Raw genomic sequence first — 18,656 nt, 5'->3', positions numbered from 1 at the left:
TCCCCGGATGGAGAGGCAGACGTCCATGCCCTGACTGCCGCAGGGATATGTACGTCTCAATGACATTTATGTCTCAAAGTGTAACGGTTTTGGATTTCAGCGCTTTTCGGCACGCGCTTGGGCTTGGAGTTGGATGATGCGGGCATTTCTCTTTCCGGGGCAGGGTAGCCAGTCGGTTGGCATGGGCAAGGCGCTGGCGGATGCCAGCCCGGCGGCGAGGGAGCTGTTTCAGGAGGTCGATGACGCCCTGAAACAGCATTTGTTCCGCATCATGGTGGAAGGTCCGGACAGCGACCTCACGCTCACCGAAAACGCCCAGCCCGCAATCATGGCCAACGCTATCGCCACGCTGCGGGTGATGCAGAGCGAAGGCGGCTTCAGCCTCGCCGAAAAGGGCGATTATGTCGCCGGTCACTCGCTGGGCGAATATAGCGCGCTCTGCGCGGTCGAGGCGTTCGACATTGGCACCACCTCGCGCCTGCTGAAGCTGCGTGGCCAGGCGATGCAGGCGGCCGTGCCGGTGGGCGAGGGCGCCATGGCGGCGCTGCTCGGCGCCGACATCGAAAAGGCGCAGGCGCTGGCTGATGCGGCTGCCGAAGGCGAAGTCTGCACCGTTGCCAATGACAACGACCCCTCGCAGGTCGTCATCTCGGGCCATCGCGGCGCGATCGAGCGCGCGGTCGCGCTGGTCAAGGACCATGGCATCAAGCGCGGCGTTCTGCTGCCGGTGTCGGCGCCCTTCCACTGCCCGCTGATGCAGCCCGCTGCCGAAGCGATGGAGGAGGCTCTGGCCAAGGCCGCGATCAATGCGCCGCTGCTGCCAGTCTATGCCAACGTCCTCGCCGCGCCGATCGCCGACACGCAAGAGATCAAGGCGCGCCTGGTCGAGCAGGTGACGGGCCGTGTCCGCTGGCGCGAATCCGTCGCGGCGATGTGGGACGCGGGCGTCACCGAGTTCGTGGAAGTCGGCGGCAAGGTGCTAGGCCCCATGGTCAAGCGCATCGCCCCAGACGCGACCGTGCGCAGCATCGTGACGATGGACGATATCGAAACGGCGCTGGGGGCGATGTGAGCACCCCGCCGCCCGTCCTGACGCAACGCGACGGGGCCGTCCTGACGGTCACGCTCAACCAGCCGGATCGGCGAAACCCGATTTCCGATCCGGCCATGGTCGATGCGCTGTGCGCCATATTCGAGGCGGCGGATCGCGACCTGTCCATTCATGTCGCGATCCTGACGGGGGCTGGCAGCGCCTTCTCGTCGGGCGGCGACCTCAATGCGATGCGGCCCGATGCCGGCGGCCTGCGCGCGGGGCTGCCGGCGCAGACGCGGCGTAATTACCGCGCGGGCATCCAGCGTCTGCCGTTGCTGTTCCAGGCGCTCGAGCTACCAGTGATCGCTGCGATCAACGGCCCGGCGATCGGCGCGGGGCTCGACCTCGCCTGCATGTGCGACCTGCGCATCGCGGCGCAATCGGCGCGCTTTGCCGAAAGTTTCGTGAAACTGGGCATAGTGTCCGGCGACGGCGGCGCTTGGCTGCTGCCGCGCATTATCGGCTTTTCGCGCGCGACGCGGCTGTCGCTCACGGGCGAGACGATCGATGCGGCCGAGGCGCTGGCGATCGGGCTGGTCGGCGATGTCGTGGCGGACGCAGACCTGATGGCGACGGCGCGGGCGCAGGCCGACGCCATCGCCGCCAACCCGCCCCATGCCACGCGCATGACCAAGCGGCTGCTGCGCGCCGCGCAGGCGGTGGAATTATCACAGATACTGGAAATGGCGGGTGCGATGCAGGCGCTCGCCCATGCGACGGCCGATCATGACGAGGCGATCAACGCCTTCTTCGATCGCCGGCCGCCAACATTCAAGGGAGACTGAATATGTTTGACCTCACAGGCATGACCGCGCTGGTGACTGGCGCTTCTGGGGGGATCGGTTCGTCGATCGCCAAGGCACTGGCCGCGCGCGGCGCGACGCTCGCCCTGTCGGGCAGCAATGAGGAAAAGCTGAAGGCCTTCGCCGCCGAACTGGGTGGCGACCACAAGACCGTCGTCTGCAACCTCAGCGACCCGGCCTCGGTCGATGCGCTGGTGCCGCAGGCGGTGGAAGCGCTGGGTGGCAAGATCGACATCCTCGTCAACAATGCCGGCATCACCCGCGACAATCTGATCCTGCGCATGAAGGATGAGGAATGGTCGCAGGTCATCCAGGTCAATCTGGAAGCCGCCTTCCGCCTCGTCCGCGCTGCCGCCAAGCCAATGATGAAGGCGCGCTTCGGCCGCATCATCTCGATAACCTCGGTCGTCGGCGTCACCGGCAATCCGGGTCAGGCTAATTATTGCGCGTCGAAGGCGGGCATCATCGGCATGTCCAAGTCGCTGGGCCAGGAACTGGCGAGCCGTGGCATCACCGTGAACTGCGTCGCGCCCGGCTTCATCCGCTCGGCCATGACCGATGCGCTGAATGATGCGCAGAAGGGCGCGATCCTGACCAAGATCCCGGCAGGCGACCTCGGCAGCGGCGACGATATCGGCGCGGCGGTCGTCTATCTGGCGAGCAAGGAAGCCGGTTACGTCACCGGCCAGACGCTGCACGTCAATGGCGGCATGGCGATGATCTGATCGCGCTTCCTGGCGCGAAACGAAAAGGGGCCGGGCGTGTGCGTTCCGGCCCTTTTCAATATCCGGCGCGTTTCAGCGCCTGCTTCACCGCCGCGATCGTCTGGAACTTCGCGATCATATCCGGCCCGTCGCGGCGGCCGCAGTCGCATTCATAATGTTTGAACAGCCGCCCGGCGGCCTTCACGGGGCTGAGCGCACGCTGGCCGGGCTTCCAGTCGTCCAATATGCGCACGTCATATAGGGTGCCGCTGACGTCATAATGGCGAATGTCCCAGGCAAGGATGACGATCAGTTCCTTCGCCTTGTCCCGATCCGCATTGGCGAAACCGATGGCGGCGATCCGGGGTGCGCCGCCTTTCTGTTCGCCGACGGTGACACGAACCGGCGGGCCGTCCATCGTCTCCGCCAGCATAACCAGTTGCCGTTCCTCCTCCCCCTCTTTCCCGCTCAGATAGTCGGCGAAGACCTGTCCGCGCCGATTCCATGTCGCGGGCGTGACGTTGACCGCATCCGCTGCAAGTCCAAGTCGCTGCGCCGCCCGGTGCTGCACACTGGCCGCATGCGCCGCATCCTCCTGTGCGCTCGCCGGCGCCGCCAGCAGCGTCGCCGCAAGGAGAGGGGCGGCGACCCACCTCACGCCTCCATCCCCTCCAGCGCGGTGAAGCGCTGCGACCAGAGCGCGCCATAGACCGCCATCCACTGGACCACCGGCGCCAGCCCCTTGGAACGCGCCGAATAATAGGTTTCGCGCCCGGCACGACGCGCCGTCACGAGCTTCGCCCGCTTGAGCTTGCCCAGGTGGCGCGACACCATGGGTTGCGATACGCCCGCGATCGCCGTCAGCGCATGGACGCTCTGTTCGCCCTCGCGCACCAGATATTCGAGCAGGGCGCGGCGGGTACCGTCCGACAGCGCCTTGAACTGGGCGTCGATGGTGGGGTTGCGATCATCTTGTAATGGTTCCGTCATCGCTACGTCATAACCAAATGGTTATGAATGGGGCAAGCCTTGCTGCGCCGAAACGACTTTCAGCGGGGTTAACCAAAAAAAGTCAGTCGCTCCAGAGGGCTGAGTCTTTTGAGTCACACCGCCCCATATTGAGTCCATGTCGACTCCGCTGACTCAACATCTTGTGGGTCCACCTTTCGTTCTCCCTTTTGCACCTTGCGACTCGCGCTGAATCCGCGAGTCCCCTACACTTGACGCCGGACTCCGGAGGACTCATCGGTGCGTCTCAAGACAAAAGGGGGTTCAGCATTTATGGGTGTCATGACACGCGTCGCATCGCCGCGGCGGAAGAAGGCGATCGAATCGGTCGAGATCGAGGCCGATCGCCTGCTGCGTGGCGATTGCATCGCGCAGATGGCCTCGCTGCCCGACAATTGCATCGACATGATCTTCGCGGACCCGCCCTATAATCTCCAGCTGGGCGGCGACCTCTTCCGTCCCGAAGGCGGGCGCGTGGATGCGGTCGACAATGACTGGGACAAGTTCGACACGCTGGGCGCCTATGACCGCTTCACCAAAGCATGGCTGCGCGAGGCGCGCCGTATCCTCAAGCCCAACGGCTCCATCTGGGTGATCGGCAGCTATCACAATATCTTCCGCGTCGGCGCGGCGTTGCAGGATGAAGGCTTCTGGATCCTCAACGATATCATTTGGCGCAAGGCGAACCCGATGCCCAATTTCAAGGGCACGCGCTTCACCAACGCGCATGAGACGCTGATCTGGGCCAGCCAGGGCGAGGATGCGAAATATACGTTCAACTACAAGGCGATGAAGACGCTCAATGACGAGTTGCAGATGCGCTCCGACTGGGTGCTGCCGATCTGTAGCGGGCAGGAGCGGCTCAAGCGCAACGGGACCAAGGCGCATCCTACGCAGAAGCCGGAATCCCTGCTCTATCGCGTGATGCTGTCCTGCACCAAGCCGGGCGACGTGGTGCTCGATCCTTTCTTCGGCACCGGCACCACCGGCGCGGTCGCCAAGCGCCTTGGCCGTCGCTGGATCGGTATCGAGCGCGAGGAGGATTATATCGAGGTCGCGCTGGAGCGTATCGCCGAGGCGCTGCCCCTTGATGAATCCGCGCTCAGCATCATGCAGAGCGCCAAGAGCCAGCCTAAGGTCGCCTTCGGCACGCTGGTCGAGACCGGTTATCTGAAGCCCGGCACGATGCTGACCGACACCAAGCGCCGCTGGCAGGCGCAGGTCCGCGCGGATGGCTCGCTGGCCGTGGGCGCCGACACCGGCTCCATCCACAAGATGGGCGCGACGCTGCAAGGCGCGCCGAGCTGCAACGGCTGGACCTTCTGGCATGTCGAGACGGAAGGAAAGCTCCAGCCCATCGACACGCTGCGCCAGACCTATCTGCTCGCCAACGAGCCGTAATCACTAACCTGATAACCAGTCACCGTTCGTGTCGAGCCCTTCGCCTGCCTGCTAAGGCAGGCGCTCAGGATAAACTTCATCCGCAATGCGGATGAAGTCGAGAGGCCTTTGCGCTTCACTTGTCTCGACTTCGCTCGACACGAACGGATAGGGGATTGTCATGACGATTCTCTCGAACATCCCCGCCGACGCACGCCTCTATCTCAAGCCGACCTGGTATGTGCCGACCCCGATCGGCCTGGACGATGGCGCGGCGGCGCGGATGGGTAATGGGCTGATCTGGTTCCAGGCCTATGAACTGACCGTGCTCCGTGGTGCCCAGCGGATCGCGCGGGTCACGATCCCGGTCGCCGCCTTCGCCGATGCCATCGCGGCCTTGCCCGCCATTCTGGCCGAGCGCGCCCGGCAACTCGCCGCCAATATCTCCGCTCAGCGCCAGCCGCTCGCCCTTGGCGACCGCACCATCCGTTTCGACGCGCCGCAGGTGATGGCGATCCTCAACATCACGCCCGACAGTTTTTCCGACGGCGGCAAGCATATGGACGATCCGCAGGCTGCCGCCGATGCGGGCTTCGCCATGGCATCGGCGGGGGCGGCGCTGATCGATGTCGGCGGCGAATCCACCCGGCCCAAGGCGCCACGCCTCTGGGAAGGGGATGAGATCGCCCGCATCGTGCCGGTGGTGGAGCGGCTCGCCGCGTCCGGCGTCGCCATGTCGATCGACACCCGCAAGGCGGCAGTGATGGAGGCGGCGCTGGCTGCCGGCGCGCATGTCATCAACGATGTCAGCGCGCTCCAGCATGACCCCCGCGCCATGGAGGTGGTCGTTGCGGCGGGTTGCCCGGTAATCCTGATGCACGCGCCCTCGGCCGGGGACGATCCGCACGACAATCCTGCCGGCTATGGCGATGTCGTCGCCGACGTCTACGATCATCTGGAGGCGCGGATCGCCGCGTGCCTCGCCGCCGGCATCCCCCGCGAAAAGATCATGGTCGATCCCGGCCTCGGCTTCGGCAAGAGCCTGGCCGACAATCTGGCGCTGGTGAACAATGTCGCGACCTTCCAGGCACTGGGCGTGCCCTTGCTGTTCGCTGGCAGCCGCAAGCGGCTGATCGGCGCACTCTCCAACGAAGCGCCCGCGCCCGAACGGCTGGGCGGATCGGTCGCGCTGGCCTTCCGCGCGGCGCAGCTTGGTGCGCAGATGGTGCGCGTCCATGACGTGAAGGAAAGCGTGCAGGCGCTGCACCTCTGGCGCGGCCTGGCGGACGCGGGATTGAGCGCGATCTGATCCCGAGGCCCGCTCCTCCGCCCGGCTACCCATTAAGGATATGCTGTAGGCGGCCGGACGGGGAAGCAGGCCGGTACCGTCCAAAGATGCGCCCTTCCGCGCATCTTTCAGAGGGAAGGTATTATTTTACCCGCCAGGAAAGCCGCGCATCTCTTGACTTCCAGCGCCTCTACCGTCATTAGCGCCCCACTTCCGGGCGTCGGTAACGGCGTCCGGTTTCATTTTTTCATTCTGGAGTATTGGCACCATGAAGGCGCTGATGAAGACCACCAAGCCGGCGACCCCGGCAACGGTCGAAAAGAAGTGGATCCTGATCGACGCCGAAGGCCTCGTCGTGGGCCGTCTCGCTTCGACCGTCGCGAATATCCTGCGCGGCAAGCACAAGACCAGCTTTACGCCCCACGTCGATTGCGGTGACAATGTCATCATCATCAACGCCGGCAAGGTGAAGTTCACCGGTCGCAAGCTGACCGACAAGGTTTACTATAAGCACACCGGTTATGCCGGCGGCATCAAGGAAACCACCCCCCAGAAGATTCTGGAAGGTCGTTTCCCCGAGCGCGTCCTGGAAAAGGCCGTCGAGCGTATGATCCCCCGTGGTCCGCTGGGCCGTCAGCAGATGCGCAACCTGCGTATCTTCGCTGGTGCCGAACACGCCCATGAAGCCCAGAACCCCGAAGTGCTCGACTTCGCGTCGCGCAACCGCAAGAACAAGGTGGGTGCATAATGACCGATAACCGCCAGTCCCTGTCCGACCTCGCGTCGATCGCCGCTGAAGCTGCCGCCGCTCCGGCCGCCGCTGCTCCGGTTTCGGACGCCGTCGACGCGCCCGTCGCTCCGGTTCAGCCTTCGGCTCCGCTGCGCGATCAGGAAATCGACGGTCTCGGCCGCGCCTACGCCACCGGCCGCCGCAAGGACGCCGTTGCCCGCGTGTGGGTGAAGCCCGGCACCGGCAAGATCACGGTCAACGGCCGCGATCAGGAAATCTATTTCGCCCGTCCGACCCTGCGTCTGGTGATCAACCAGCCGTTCGGCGTGACCGAGCGTGAAGGTCAGTATGACGTGATCGCCACCGTCAAGGGCGGCGGTCTGTCGGGTCAGGCCGGCGCTGTGAAGCACGGCATCGCCCAGGCTCTGTCGAAGTATGAGCCAGCGCTGCGCAGCGCGGTCAAGGCCGAAGGCTTCCTGACCCGCGACAGCCGCGTTGTCGAGCGTAAGAAGTACGGCAAGGCGAAGGCCCGCCGCAGCTTCCAGTTCTCGAAGCGCTAATCGCTTCGCGACATGCGAATTTGGAGAAGGGGCCGGTTTTCCGGTCCCTTTTTCGTTGCGCCTGCGTATTGGCGGCAACCTTTGCTCCGGCTGGTTGGTTGATCCTGCAACTGCAACCAAAGGAGATGTTTCATGGGTGAAGCAACCGACAAGGTGAAGGCTGCTGCCAACAAGGCGGCGGGTTCCGTCAAGGAAGGCATCGGCAAGGCGACCGACAATGAACGTCTGGAAGCCGAAGGCAAGGCGCAGAAGGCCAAGGGCACCGCGCAGGACATTGCCGGCTCGGTCAAGGGTGCGCTCGGCGACAAGATCTGATCGCTAGCCCGGACATGAAAAAGGCCTCGCTCGGCAAGAGCGGGGCCTTTTTGCTTTTCTGTCCTACAGGCGGTCACTTTGCTATTGAAAGGATGCCGGAGGCGCGGACATTTTACGATAGGATCAACCGACCGTAACAAAATGTCAGAATCTGCGGGAAATATGCGAAGTTAAGCCTCCTCCGCCAGATACGCCTTCACGTCCCGGCGCAACTCACCCGCACACAGATAGAGGGCGATCACATTGGGGATCGCCATCAGGAAGAAGCTGGAATCGACGATGCCGACCACCCGGCCCAGATCGATCGCGGCGGCCGGGGGCAGGGCGACGACATAGAGGATCTTGTAGGTCCATTGCGCCCTTGGCCCGTTGCCGAACAGATAGCCCCAGGCCTGCAAGCCATAGAAGCCCCACGCCACCAGCGTCGAATAGGCGAACAGGAACACCACCACCGCCAGCAGCCAGGGGAACCAGGGCGACACCTTGGCGAAGGCGGCCGAGGTGATCGCGATCCCCTCCAGCCCCGTATTCCATGTCCCCGCAACCACCAGCGCCAGTCCGCCCAGCGCGCAGACGATCATGGTGCCGAGCAACGGCTCCAGCAGCGCGACCAGACCCTCCGACACAGGATGCTTGGCGCGCGCCAGGCTATGCGCCATGACCGCCGACCCGACGCCGGCCTCGCTGGCGAAGACCGCGCGGCGCATCCCCGCGACGAAAGCGCCGATCGCGCCGCCGGTCGCCGCATCGCCCGACCATGCGCCATTCCAGATCAGCGCCAGCGCCCCTGGTATTTCGCCGATATGCAGGATCAGGATCGCCGCCACGCCGCCCAGATAGACCGCGACCTTGAGCGGGGTGAGGCGCTTCGACACCTCGCCCAGCCAGGCCGCGCCGCCCAGCGTCACGAGGGCGACGGCGCTGGCCAGGAAGACGCCATAGGCCCAGCCATTGGTGAGACCCGTGACGACCTTCACCTGCGCGAAGCTCTGGTTGACCTGCACCATCGGGATCGCGCCGAACAATGCGAAGAAGGCATAGCTGCCGCCCAATATTAGCCCCAGCTTTGGCCAGCCGCGCGCCGCGCCTACGGCCTTCAACACGTACATCGGCCCGCCATGAACATGGCCGCGACTGTCGAACACGCGATATTTCAGACCCAGCGTCACCTCTGCCATCTTCACCGTCATGGCGAACCAGCCGATAATGAACATCCACAGGATCGCGCCCGGTCCACCCATCGTCAGCGCCACCGCGACGCCAGCGATATTGCCAAGGCCGATCGTGCCCGACAGCGCGGTGGAAAGCGCCGCCCACTGGCTGACATCGCCCTTCGCCTCGCCCTCATGCGGCTGGGTGCGCAATATGCGGATCGCGCGGCCGACATGGCGGACATTGGGAAAGCCCAGCCACAGGGTGAAGAACAGCATCGGCAGCGCCAGATAGAGTACGATCAGTTCGATCTGCGCTCCGAACAGCGGCACCTTGAAAAAGACGGCATTCGACAGGCCGTCGACAAAGGCGTTGAAATTTTCCATCACGCCCGGATGCCGCCGGATTGACGGAAAGTCGATTAAAGATTTCTTATCCCCACCCCGTTCGCCGTGAGCTTGTCGAAGCCTGTCCTGAGCAACGCCGCAGGCGGCATCGAAGGGGGCGTGCGTTACGTCCTTGGACAGGCTCAGGACAAACGGATAATGGGTTGCGAGGCAATGGCCGATAGGTGCATGGGAGGGATATGAGCAGGCAATATTTTGGCACCGACGGCATTCGCGGGCGCACCAACCAATGGCCGATGACGGCGGAACTGGCGATGAAGGTCGGCATGGCCGCCGGCACTCATTTTCAGCGCGGCAGCCACCGCCATCGCGTCGTGATCGGCAAGGATACGCGGCTTTCTGGCTATATGGTCGAAAATGCGCTGGTCGCGGGCTTCACCGCCGTCGGCATGGACGTGGTCCAGTTCGGCCCGATCCCGACGCCCGCCGTGGCCTTGCTCGCCCATTCGATGCGCGCGGACCTTGGCGTCATGATCTCGGCCAGCCACAATCCCTATTATGACAATGGCATCAAGCTGTTCGGCCCGGACGGCTACAAGCTGTCGGACGAGGATGAGCTGAAGATCGAGGCGCTGCTGTCGCAGGATATCGCGCTCGCGGCCTCCAAGGATATCGGCCGCGCCCGCCGGGTCGAGGATGCCCGCGGTCGCTACATCCACGCGGTCAAGTCCAGCTTCCCCGCCGACCTGCGTCTCGACGGCCTCAAGATCGTCGTCGACTGCGCCAATGGCGCGGCCTATCAGGTCGCGCCCTCCGCCCTGTGGGAACTGGGCGCTACCGTGGTCGCGATCGGCGTCACGCCCAACGGCACCAACATCAATGACGGCTGCGGCTCCACTTCGCCGCTGCTGTTGCAGGAAACCGTCGTCTCCTCGGGCGCGGACATCGGCATCGCGCTGGATGGCGACGCCGACCGTCTGATCGTCGTGGACGAACAGGGCAAGATCGTCGACGGCGACCAGATCATGGCGCTGATCGCCGCCAATTTCGCGCGCGAAGGCACGCTGCGCGGTGGCGGGCTGGTCGCGACGATTATGTCGAATCTCGGTCTCGAACGCTTCCTGACCGGCAAGGGCATCGCGCTCGAACGCACCAAGGTGGGCGACCGCTATGTGCTGGAACGGATGCGCGAGGGCGGCTTCAATGTCGGCGGCGAACAGTCCGGCCACATGATCCTCAGCGATTATGCGACCACCGGCGACGGTACGGTCGCGGCGTTGCAGGTGCTGGCCGCGCTGGTCCGCTCCGGCAAGCCCGCCAGCGAGACGCTGCATCAGTTCGACCCGGTGCCGCAATTGCTCAAGAATGTCCGTTTCTCCGGCGGCAAGCCGCTGGAGCATGACGAAGTGAAGCGCGTCATCGCCCAGGCCGAAGCGGAGCTGAACGGCGCGGGCCGCCTCGTCATCCGCCCCTCTGGCACCGAACCGGTGATCCGTGTCATGGCCGAAGGCGACCGCGAGGATCAGGTGCGCGACGTGGTCGACCGCATCTGCGCCGCGGTGGAGAAGGCGGCGGCTTGACCGGTCTTGCTCGAACCGAACGGGAAGAGATGTTACATGCTTGAAATGCGCCCCGACTGCGAACGCTGCGGCACGGACTTGCCCGCCGATGAGCCCGGCGCGTTCATCTGTTCGTTCGAATGCACCTATTGCGCGCCCTGCGCCGAGGCGCTGGACGATCGCTGCCCCAATTGCGGCGGCGAACTGATGGACCGCCCGACCCGCGTCGGGAAAGCGCTGGCGAACAACCCGGCCTCGACCGAGCGTAAATATAAGGCATGATTCCGGCCCGCATCCTCATCATCGCCGGCTCCGACAGCGGGGGCGGCGCAGGCATTCAGGCCGACCTGAAAACCGTGACGTTGCTGGGCGGCTTCGGGATGACCGCGATCACCGCCATTACCGCGCAGAACACGCTGGGCGTGCAGGGCGTCCATCCGATTCCGACCGACATGGTGCTGGCGCAGATGGAAAGCTGCATCAGCGATATCGGCGTCGACGCGGTGAAGATCGGCATGATCGGATCGGCGCAAACCGCCACCGCCGTCGCCGATCGGCTGGCGCAGCTCGATAATGTCCCTATCGTCTTCGATCCCGTCATGGTCGCGACCAGCGGATCGGTGCTGGCGGACGACGCGACCATCGCCGCCTTCGAGAAACTGATGCGGGTCGCCACGGTGATCACGCCCAACGTACCGGAATTGCAGGCGTTGACGGCGATGACGATCGCCGATCTGGACGCGCTGGAAGCTGCGGCGCAGGCCCTGCACGATCGCACCGGCGCTGTCATCCTCGCCAAGGGCGGGCATCTGCCGCAGCAGGCCGAGGATGATCGGCCGCTGATCCACGACCTGCTGGTCGATGAGGATATGGTCGCCGAATATTCGGTCGAACGGATCGAAACGCGCAACAGCCACGGCACCGGCTGCACGCTTGCCAGCGCCATCGCGTCCGGGCTTGGCGGGGGGCTGTCACTGGCCGATGCCGTCGACCGGGCCGAAGCATTCGTCGCATCTGCTCTTTCGGCAGCGCCGGGCCTTGGTCGGGGCCATGGTCCGATGGGCCATGCGCTGGGCCTGACACCTTTTTATCACCTGCTGGCGGCGCAGGACCAGACCGGCTGGGACGCAGCCGCCTTTGCCGCGCGCTATTCCGATCATGCCTGATTATTCGCACGAACGTCTGCATCATCCCGGCCTTGTCGCCGGCGTGGATGAGGCGGGCAGGGGACCGCTCGCCGGACCGGTGGTCGCCGCCGCCGTCATCCTGCGCGCCGAAGATTGTCCCGACGGCCTCAACGATAGCAAGCAATTGAGCGCCAAAAGACGCGCCGCGCTGGAAACCGAGATCAAGGCGCGCGCTCTCTGCTGGGGCGTCGGTATCGCCAGTGTTGCGGAAATCGACGAGATCAACATCCTCTGGGCGACGATGCTGGCCATGACCCGCGCGGTCGAGGCGTTGAGCCATGATTGCGCGCATATATTGGTCGACGGCAATCGCTGTCCGGCATGGCGCTGGGCCTCCACCGCGATCGTCGAGGGCGACGCCAAATGCCTGTCGATCGCGGCCGCTTCCATCCTCGCCAAGGAAGAGCGCGATCGGATGATGATCGCAGCGGCGCTCGATCACCCGCATTATGGCTGGGAAACCAACAAGGGCTATGGCAGCGCCAGGCATCTGGCGGCGCTCCGCGAACATGGCCCGACCCCGCTCCATCGCCGCAGCTTCGCGCCGGTGGCGCAACTCAGCCTGCTGTAACCTTCTCATTCGCTGGCATGTCCCAAGCCGGGACCGCATCAGCCTGACCGTGCGGACAGGCTGGCGTTGGCGCGGATCATGGTTAAGAAAGGCTTATGCATAAGCCTTTGCTATCCTTGCTCGCGCCCCTGTTCGTCCTGGCCGTGCCGGCGCAGGCGGCCGTCGAGACGGATATCGTGCTGGCGCCTGGCGGCTATCGCTGGCTGGCGAAGGGAACGGGCGATGGCCCGCTCTACATGGTCATCAGCATCGAAAAGCAGCGGGTCCATGTCTACAGCGGCGACCGGCTGATCGGCATCGCCAGCGTGTCTACCGGCATGAAGGGCCACCGCACCCCGACCGGTGACTATCCGATCCTGCAGAAGCGGCAATGGCACCGCTCCAACCTCTACAGCAATGCGCCCATGCCCTTCATGCAGCGGCTGACCTGGGATGGGATCGCGCTCCATGCCGGGCATAATCCGGGTTATCCCGCCAGCCATGGCTGCATCCGCCTGCCCTATGCTTTTGCGCGGCAGCTGTTCGCGATGACGAGCATCGGCACTCTGGTCGAGGTGACGCAGGCCCGGCTCAACGCCGCGCTGAAGCTCGATCCGCTGGTGCTGGGCAATCCGGGCAGCACGGTCGTGAGCTTCAGCGCGGGGAAGGGTCCGGCCATCGCCCTGCCGCCGCCCGACGCGCAGGAAGACGGCGTGCCGATGCTGGAGATCGACCCGGCCATCTTCACGCCGCGCTTGCGCCGATAACCGAAACATTTGCCCTTTTCCGGCTTTCTCCGCAGGATAGCCGATCGGAACCGGGAAGGGAGCGTCGATGCAGGCCAGCCGCATGTCCAACCGGTCGCTGGCCGTGGCGACGCTCTCCACCATCGTCGAATGGTATGATTTCACCCTCTATCTCTATCTCGCGACGCTATTGTCGCGCACCTTCTTCGGCGGCGGCGCGGCGGGGTTGGGGGAGGCGCTGGCGGGATTCGCCGTCGCCTATGCGATGCGGCCGCTGGGTGCGATCGTCTTCGGTCATATCGGGGATCGCCATGGCCGCCGGCTGACCATGTTGCTGTCGATGGGAATGATGACCGCCGCGATGCTGGCGACAGCCCTGCTCCCCACCCATGCGCAGGCGGGGCCAGCGGCGGGCTGGATGCTGCTGGCGCTGCGCTGCCTGATGGCCTTTTCGGTCGGCGGTGAATATACCGGCGTCGTCGCCTATCTGATGGAGGGCGCGAGCGCCCGGCGGCGCGGCTTCGTCACCTCGCTGGCGTCTGCGGCGAGCGAAGTCGGCGCACTGCTTGCCGCCGGAATCGCGGCGCTTACGGTCGCCTCGCTCGACAATGTTGCCCTTGAAAACTGGGGCTGGCGCATTCCCTTCTTCGTGGGGGCGGCCATGGCGGGCCTGATCCTGCTCGCCCGGTCGACCATGGAGGAATCGCCCGATTTCCTGCGGCAGGAGGCGGAAGGGAGCGTCCCAAGCCATCCTCTGCGCCAGAGCCTGCGCAGCCATCGCCTGCCGATCCTGCGCGGCTTCGCCATCTCGGCGCTGGGGTCGATCACTTATTATGTCGGCATCACCTATGTGCCGAGTTTCCTGACCGGCACCGGGGCGATGGCGGAGGGGGCGGCGCTCTGGCTGTCGACGATCGCCGCGCTGGCGGTGATATTGGTGACGCCCGTCACCGGCCTGCTGGCCGACCGGATCGGGCGGCGACCGGTGTTGCTGGCGCTCAGCCTGTTCGGCGCTGCACTGCCGATCCCGATGTTCCTGCTGATGGGGCAGGGGCATGGCGCGGCCTTGATGGGCGCGGTCCTGCTCGCCTGCCTTGGTGGCGGGGTGAGTGCGGTCGGCGCCGTCACCACCGCCGAGCAGTTTCCCGGCGAGGGGCGGCTGACCGGCCTCGCGCTCGGCGCCACGACCGCGACCGCGCTGTTCGGCGGTCTCACGCCCTGGCTGGCGCATCTGCTGATCGAGCGAACAGGCTGGACCCTGATTCCCGGCGCGATGATCGCTTTGGTGGCGCTGTGCGTGCTTCCGGTGCTGCTGGCGCTGCCGGAAACCGCGCCGGGGCGGCGGCTCGCTGCCTAAACCCGCACCTCGCGCCATTCGCCGGGCTTCAGGCCGTCCGCGCTCCAGTCACCAATCTGCCAGCGGACCAGCCGCAGCGTCGGATGGCCGACCGCCGCCGTCATGCGCCGCACCTGCCGGTTTCGGCCCTCGCGGATGGTGAGGCTGATCCAGCAGTCCGGCACCGTCTTGCGGAACCGCACCGGCGGATCGCGTGGCCAGAGCGCCGGATCGTCGATCCGTTCCGCCTCAGCAGGCAGGGTAGGGCCGTCCTTCAGCATTACGCCCTTGTGCAACAGGGCAAGGGCATCCTCCTGCACGTCGCCTTCCACCTGCGCCAGATAGGTTTTGGGCGTCTTGAAGCGCGGGTTGGAGATGCGCGCCTGCAAACGCCCATCGTCAGTCAGCAGCATCAGCCCCTCGCTGTCGAGGTCGAGCCGTCCGGCCGGATAGACGCCGGGCACGTCGATATAGTTGGACAGCGTCAACCGGTCCGCGCCGATGCTGCGGTCGGTGAACTGGCTCAGCACGTTGAACGGCTTGTTGAACAGGATCAGCCGGGACATGGCGTCAGTCCTCCTCTTCATCATCGGCCATCAGGCTGCCTTGATTGACCAGCGCCGCCAGCAACTCGATCGCGTCCGAGAGGGACGGGTCGAGGACGATATGATCCTGCGCGCAAATCCGTTCCGCCAGCGCCGCAGCAACGCTGCGGCACGGAAAAGCGTTGCCATCGGCGAACAGCAGCACCCCGTCCGCTTCCCGCAGAAAGGCGAAGCGGCTCGCCGGATTGCGCAGCAGCACCGCGCCTTCCTCCGCCAGCGCCTGCATCTCCGCGACCGTCACCGGTTCCTCGGGGCGCCAGTCCGCCTCGGCATATTTGGGCATGCTGCTATGCTGGCCGAACCAGCGCGCAAAGGCGTCGCGGTCCAGCAGCTTTTCGATCGCCATGGCATGCAGCCGGTCGATGGCCGCCGGCGCAATCTCACCGGAATGGACGGCGCGGGTCAGGTCCGGGTCGGCATAGCGGTCATCGTCGGCCATGTCCGCAACCAGATGTTCGGTCCATTCGACCATCAGGTCGTGGCGCGACGGCGCGCGGAAACCGATCGAATAGGTCATGCAATCCTCACCCACGGCCACGCCATCATGAGCAAAACCCGGCGGGACGTAGAGGATATCGCCCTGCTCCAGCACCCAGTCGCCCGTCGCCTCGAAATCGGCGAGCAGCCGCAGGTCGGCATGCGGTCGCAGCGGCGTACTATCGTCGCAGCGCTGCCCGACGCGCCAGCGCCGCTTGCCCAGCCCCTGGATCAGGAACACGTCATATTGGTCGAAATGCGGCCCCACGCCGCCGCCGTCGCTGGCATAGCTCACCATCACATCGTCGATCCGCCAGTTGGGAATGAAGCGGAACGGATCGAGCAGCGCCGCGACATCGGGCGCATAATGATCGACCGCCTGCACCAGCAGGGTCCAGGGCGCGGCGCCCAGATTGCCGAACCGATCTTCGGGGAAGGGGCCATGCTCCAGCGCCCAGCTGCCGCCCGACTGGACGATCAGCCGCGTTTCGACGCCTTCCTCGCACGCCAGGCCCGCCAGTTCGTCCGGTTCCAGCGGATTGCGCCAATCATTCCACGGGTTGCGGATCAGCAGCGGCTTCTTCTGCCAATAGTCGCGCAGGAAGAGGTCGATGTCGAAATCGGAAAGCTGCATGGATACTCGCGATTGTGGTGAAGGGGCCGGGATGGCTTTGCCCCTCGGCGGCGGCGCTGTCAAAGTGGGTGGCTAATATCGACCACTTGCAGACACGCAGCCATTGAAACTACCGTTGCGCATGCCGAGGAGATGATAATGGCTGGTCTGCCTAAAATGATGCGCTGGTTGCTGCTGCTTTCTTATGCGGGCCTGTTCGCAAGCCTTGGGCTTCAACGCCTCGAAGGAGGATTTACGGGCAACTGGTCGCTTGTCCTGATGAGTTTTGTGGTTTTCAATCTGGCACTTGGATGGGAACATATCATCCACCTTGCGAGAAAATAGCGGACAGTCCGTTTCCCACCCACGCAAAAAGCGGCCGATCCGTCCCCGGACCGGCCGCTCGATCGATCTACCCTAAATCCAACCGGATCAGGCTGCCTCCGCCCTTTCCTCGCTCTCCGGCAAGCGGATGAGGTAATCGAAGGCGGACAGCGCCGCCGTCGATCCCGCACCCATGGCTATCACGATCTGCTTGTAGGGCACGGTCGTGCAGTCGCCCGCCGCGAAGATGCCCGGCTGGCTGGTTTCGCCACGCGCGTCGATCTCGATCTCGCCCCGGTTGGACAGCGCGATGCTGTCCTTCAGCCATTCGGTGTTCGGCACCAGGCCGATCTGGACGAAAATGCCTTCCAGCTCGACGTCATGCTCGGTGCCGTGGTTGCGGTCCTTGTAGCTGAGGCCCGTCACCCGCTCGCCATTGCCGTCCACCTTGGTGGTCAGCGCCGAGGTGATGATCTTGACGTTCGGCAGGCTGGCGAGCTTCCGCTGCAACACCGCGTCGGCGCGTAGCTGGCTGTCATATTCGATCAGCGTTACATGGGCGACGATGCCGGCCAGGTCGATGGCCGCTTCGACGCCGCTATTGCCGCCGCCGATAACCGCCACGCGCTTGCCCTTGAACAGCGGGCCATCGCAGTGCGGGCAGTAGGCGACGCCCTTGTTGCGATATTCGTCCTCGCCAGGCACGCCCATCTGCCTCCAGCGCGCGCCGGTGGACAGGATGATGGTGCGGCCCTTCAAGGACGCGCCATTTTCCAGCATGACCTCATGATAGCCGCCCTCGGTCTTGGCCGGGATCAGCTTCGCCGCCTTTTGCAGGTTCATGATTTCGACGTCATAATCCTTGACATGCGCCTCCAGCGCCGAAGCCAGCTTCGGTCCTTCCGTGCGCGATACCGAAATGAAATTCTCGATATCCATGGTGTCGAGCACTTGGCCGCCGAAGCGTTCCGCCGCGACACCCGTGCGGATGCCCTTGCGCGCCGAATAGATGGCGGCCGCCGCGCCGGCGGGACCGCCGCCGATCACCAGCACTTCGAAAGGATCCTGCGCCTTGATCTTCTCAGCGGCGCGCGCTTCGGCGCCGCTGTCGATCTTCGCGACGATCTGCTCCAGCTCCATCCGGCCCTGACCGAACGGCTCACCATTCAGGAACACGGTCGGAACGGCCATGATCTTGCGCGCCTCGACCTCCTCCTTGAACAGGCCGCCGTCGATCGCGACATGGCTGATCCGGGGATTGAGCACGCTCATCAGGTTCAGCGCCTGCACCACGTCGGGGCAGTTCTGGCAGGACAGCGAGAAATAGGTTTCGAAGGCGAAGTCGCCGTCCAGATCCTTGACTTGGCTGATCAGATCCTGCGCCGCCTTCGACGGATGGCCGCCGACCTGGAGCAGGGCGAGCACCAGCGAGGTGAACTCATGGCCCATCGGAATACCGGCGAAGCTGACACCGATATCGGTGCCCGTGCGGCGGATCAGGAAGCTGGGCTTGCGCTGGTCGGCACCGCTCACCACGGACACCTTGTCCGACAGTTCGGCGATTTCGTTCAGCAGTTCGCCCAGTTCACGCGACTTCGCGCCATCGTCCAGCGACGCCACCAGTTCGATCGGCTGGGTGATGTTCGCCATATAGGCCTTGAGCTGGCCCTTGAGATTTGCGTCCAACATCTTGTCTATCTCCATGGGTTGGGCGCGCCGGCTCGGGGCACGCTACCATACTATCGCCGGGATGGTGCGACCCGAAGGCCCGGCGTTCAGCATAGCGATGAAAATCCGTATAAAATCCTGCCAGGCCAGGGAGTATTCTCGACCCGGTCCGGCAGGTGCCTTCTCAGGATATGGGTTATGTGCCGGCTGT

General features: G+C 64.8%; 21 protein-coding genes. 15 read left to right on the top strand and 6 right to left on the bottom strand.

Annotation, left to right across the window (positions count from 1 at the left end):
* Nucleotides 1-136: 136 nt before the first annotated feature.
* From fabD to fabG, 3 genes are read left to right on the top strand one after another with little or no spacing between them, the layout of a single operon-like run.
* Complete coding sequence (gene fabD / locus DM806_RS08085; protein ID WP_179042719.1) at nt 137-1,072, top strand: ACP S-malonyltransferase; 936 nt, start codon at nt 137-139, stop codon at nt 1,070-1,072.
* A complete protein-coding gene (locus tag DM806_RS08080; RefSeq protein WP_179042718.1) occupies nt 1,069-1,878 on the top strand; it encodes a crotonase/enoyl-CoA hydratase family protein in 810 nt (269 codons plus the stop codon). The genes fabD and DM806_RS08080 overlap by 4 nt, the downstream gene beginning before the upstream one ends.
* Before the next feature lie 2 nt (nt 1,879-1,880).
* The gene (gene fabG / locus DM806_RS08075; protein ID WP_179042717.1) at nt 1,881-2,621 is read left to right on the top strand and encodes a 3-oxoacyl-[acyl-carrier-protein] reductase; all 741 of its coding nucleotides are present in this window, start codon (nt 1,881-1,883) and stop codon (nt 2,619-2,621) included.
* Nucleotides 2,622-2,676: 55 nt separating this feature from the next.
* Here the strand turns inward: fabG and DM806_RS08070 are convergent, their stop codons facing one another.
* Both DM806_RS08070 and DM806_RS08065 read right to left on the bottom strand, forming a co-directional pair.
* Complete coding sequence (locus tag DM806_RS08070) at nt 2,677-3,258, bottom strand: hypothetical protein (protein WP_179042716.1); 582 nt, start codon at nt 3,256-3,258, stop codon at nt 2,677-2,679.
* Nucleotides 3,255-3,590, bottom strand: a complete 336-nt coding sequence (locus tag DM806_RS08065; RefSeq protein ID WP_179042715.1) for an ArsR/SmtB family transcription factor — start codon at nt 3,588-3,590, stop codon at nt 3,255-3,257. Before DM806_RS08065 ends, DM806_RS08070 begins: the two co-directional genes overlap by 4 nt.
* Before the next feature lie 291 nt (nt 3,591-3,881).
* On the opposite strand from DM806_RS08065, the gene DM806_RS08060 reads away from it, so the two are divergent.
* The 5 genes from DM806_RS08060 to DM806_RS08040 all read left to right on the top strand — a co-directional run bounded on the left by DM806_RS08060 (nt 3,882) and on the right by DM806_RS08040 (nt 7,881).
* On the top strand, nt 3,882-5,009 hold the full coding sequence (locus DM806_RS08060) for a site-specific DNA-methyltransferase (protein WP_179042714.1): 1,128 nt from the start codon (nt 3,882-3,884) through the stop codon (nt 5,007-5,009).
* 160 nt (nt 5,010-5,169) lie between these two features.
* Entirely contained in the window at nt 5,170-6,297 is a 1,128-nt protein-coding gene (gene folP / locus DM806_RS08055) for a dihydropteroate synthase (RefSeq protein ID WP_179042713.1), read from the top strand.
* A 247-nt stretch (nt 6,298-6,544) separates the two neighbouring features.
* A complete protein-coding gene (gene rplM, locus DM806_RS08050; RefSeq protein ID WP_084438944.1) occupies nt 6,545-7,024 on the top strand; it encodes a 50S ribosomal protein L13 in 480 nt (159 codons plus the stop codon).
* Nucleotides 7,024-7,566: a 30S ribosomal protein S9 gene (rpsI, locus tag DM806_RS08045; RefSeq protein WP_179042712.1), complete on the top strand. Its 543-nt coding sequence runs from the start codon at nt 7,024-7,026 to the stop codon at nt 7,564-7,566. Before rplM ends, rpsI begins: the two co-directional genes overlap by 1 nt.
* A gap of 132 nt (nt 7,567-7,698) precedes the next feature.
* The gene (locus DM806_RS08040; RefSeq protein WP_179042711.1) at nt 7,699-7,881 is read left to right on the top strand and encodes a CsbD family protein; all 183 of its coding nucleotides are present in this window, start codon (nt 7,699-7,701) and stop codon (nt 7,879-7,881) included.
* A 170-nt stretch (nt 7,882-8,051) separates the two neighbouring features.
* On the opposite strand, the gene DM806_RS08035 is transcribed toward DM806_RS08040, so the two are convergent.
* Nucleotides 8,052-9,419: an alanine/glycine:cation symporter family protein gene (locus DM806_RS08035; protein ID WP_179042710.1), complete on the bottom strand. Its 1,368-nt coding sequence runs from the start codon at nt 9,417-9,419 to the stop codon at nt 8,052-8,054.
* A 200-nt stretch (nt 9,420-9,619) separates the two neighbouring features.
* Between DM806_RS08035 and glmM the strand changes: the two genes are divergently transcribed.
* From glmM to DM806_RS08005, 6 genes are all read left to right on the top strand, one after another.
* Nucleotides 9,620-10,960, top strand: coding sequence for a phosphoglucosamine mutase (gene glmM, locus DM806_RS08030; RefSeq protein ID WP_179042709.1), 1,341 nt, complete (start codon nt 9,620-9,622; stop codon nt 10,958-10,960).
* A 36-nt stretch (nt 10,961-10,996) separates the two neighbouring features.
* Nucleotides 10,997-11,221, top strand: coding sequence for a DUF1272 domain-containing protein (locus DM806_RS08025; protein WP_179042708.1), 225 nt, complete (start codon nt 10,997-10,999; stop codon nt 11,219-11,221).
* Nucleotides 11,218-12,105 carry a bifunctional hydroxymethylpyrimidine kinase/phosphomethylpyrimidine kinase gene (gene thiD, locus DM806_RS08020; RefSeq protein WP_179042707.1) on the top strand — a complete coding sequence of 296 codons (888 nt, stop codon included), beginning with the start codon at nt 11,218-11,220 and terminating at the stop codon, nt 12,103-12,105. The genes DM806_RS08025 and thiD overlap by 4 nt, the downstream gene beginning before the upstream one ends.
* Nucleotides 12,098-12,697: a ribonuclease HII gene (locus DM806_RS08015; protein ID WP_179042706.1), complete on the top strand. Its 600-nt coding sequence runs from the start codon at nt 12,098-12,100 to the stop codon at nt 12,695-12,697. Before thiD ends, DM806_RS08015 begins: the two co-directional genes overlap by 8 nt.
* 95 nt (nt 12,698-12,792) lie before the next feature.
* A complete protein-coding gene (locus DM806_RS08010; protein WP_179042705.1) occupies nt 12,793-13,443 on the top strand; it encodes a L,D-transpeptidase family protein in 651 nt (216 codons plus the stop codon).
* A 67-nt stretch (nt 13,444-13,510) separates the two neighbouring features.
* Nucleotides 13,511-14,779 carry an MFS transporter gene (locus DM806_RS08005; RefSeq protein WP_256869164.1) on the top strand — a complete coding sequence of 423 codons (1,269 nt, stop codon included), beginning with the start codon at nt 13,511-13,513 and terminating at the stop codon, nt 14,777-14,779.
* Here the strand turns inward: DM806_RS08005 and DM806_RS08000 are convergent.
* Both DM806_RS08000 and DM806_RS07995 read right to left on the bottom strand, forming a co-directional pair.
* Nucleotides 14,776-15,324 carry a pseudouridine synthase gene (locus tag DM806_RS08000; RefSeq protein WP_179042704.1) on the bottom strand — a complete coding sequence of 183 codons (549 nt, stop codon included), beginning with the start codon at nt 15,322-15,324 and terminating at the stop codon, nt 14,776-14,778. The two genes, DM806_RS08005 and DM806_RS08000, sit on opposite strands and share 4 nt — an antisense overlap.
* Before the next feature lie 4 nt (nt 15,325-15,328).
* Nucleotides 15,329-16,474, bottom strand: a complete 1,146-nt coding sequence (locus tag DM806_RS07995) for a cupin domain-containing protein (protein WP_179042703.1) — start codon at nt 16,472-16,474, stop codon at nt 15,329-15,331.
* A gap of 138 nt (nt 16,475-16,612) precedes the next feature.
* Here DM806_RS07995 and DM806_RS07990 point away from each other — a divergent pair, with 138 nt between their 5' ends.
* Nucleotides 16,613-16,798, top strand: coding sequence for a hypothetical protein (locus DM806_RS07990; protein WP_179042702.1), 186 nt, complete (start codon nt 16,613-16,615; stop codon nt 16,796-16,798).
* 87 nt (nt 16,799-16,885) lie between these two features.
* Here the strand turns inward: DM806_RS07990 and ahpF are convergent, their stop codons facing one another.
* Nucleotides 16,886-18,466, bottom strand: a complete 1,581-nt coding sequence (gene ahpF / locus DM806_RS07985; RefSeq protein ID WP_179042701.1) for an alkyl hydroperoxide reductase subunit F — start codon at nt 18,464-18,466, stop codon at nt 16,886-16,888.
* Between the last annotated feature and the right edge of the window lie 190 nt (nt 18,467-18,656).

The organism is Sphingobium lactosutens, from assembly GCF_013393185.1.
GTDB classification, from domain to species: Bacteria; Pseudomonadota; Alphaproteobacteria; order Sphingomonadales; family Sphingomonadaceae; genus Sphingobium; species Sphingobium lactosutens_A.
The sequence above is the reverse complement of the archived record's forward strand: the minus strand, read 5'-3'. Positions and strand labels throughout refer to the sequence as shown.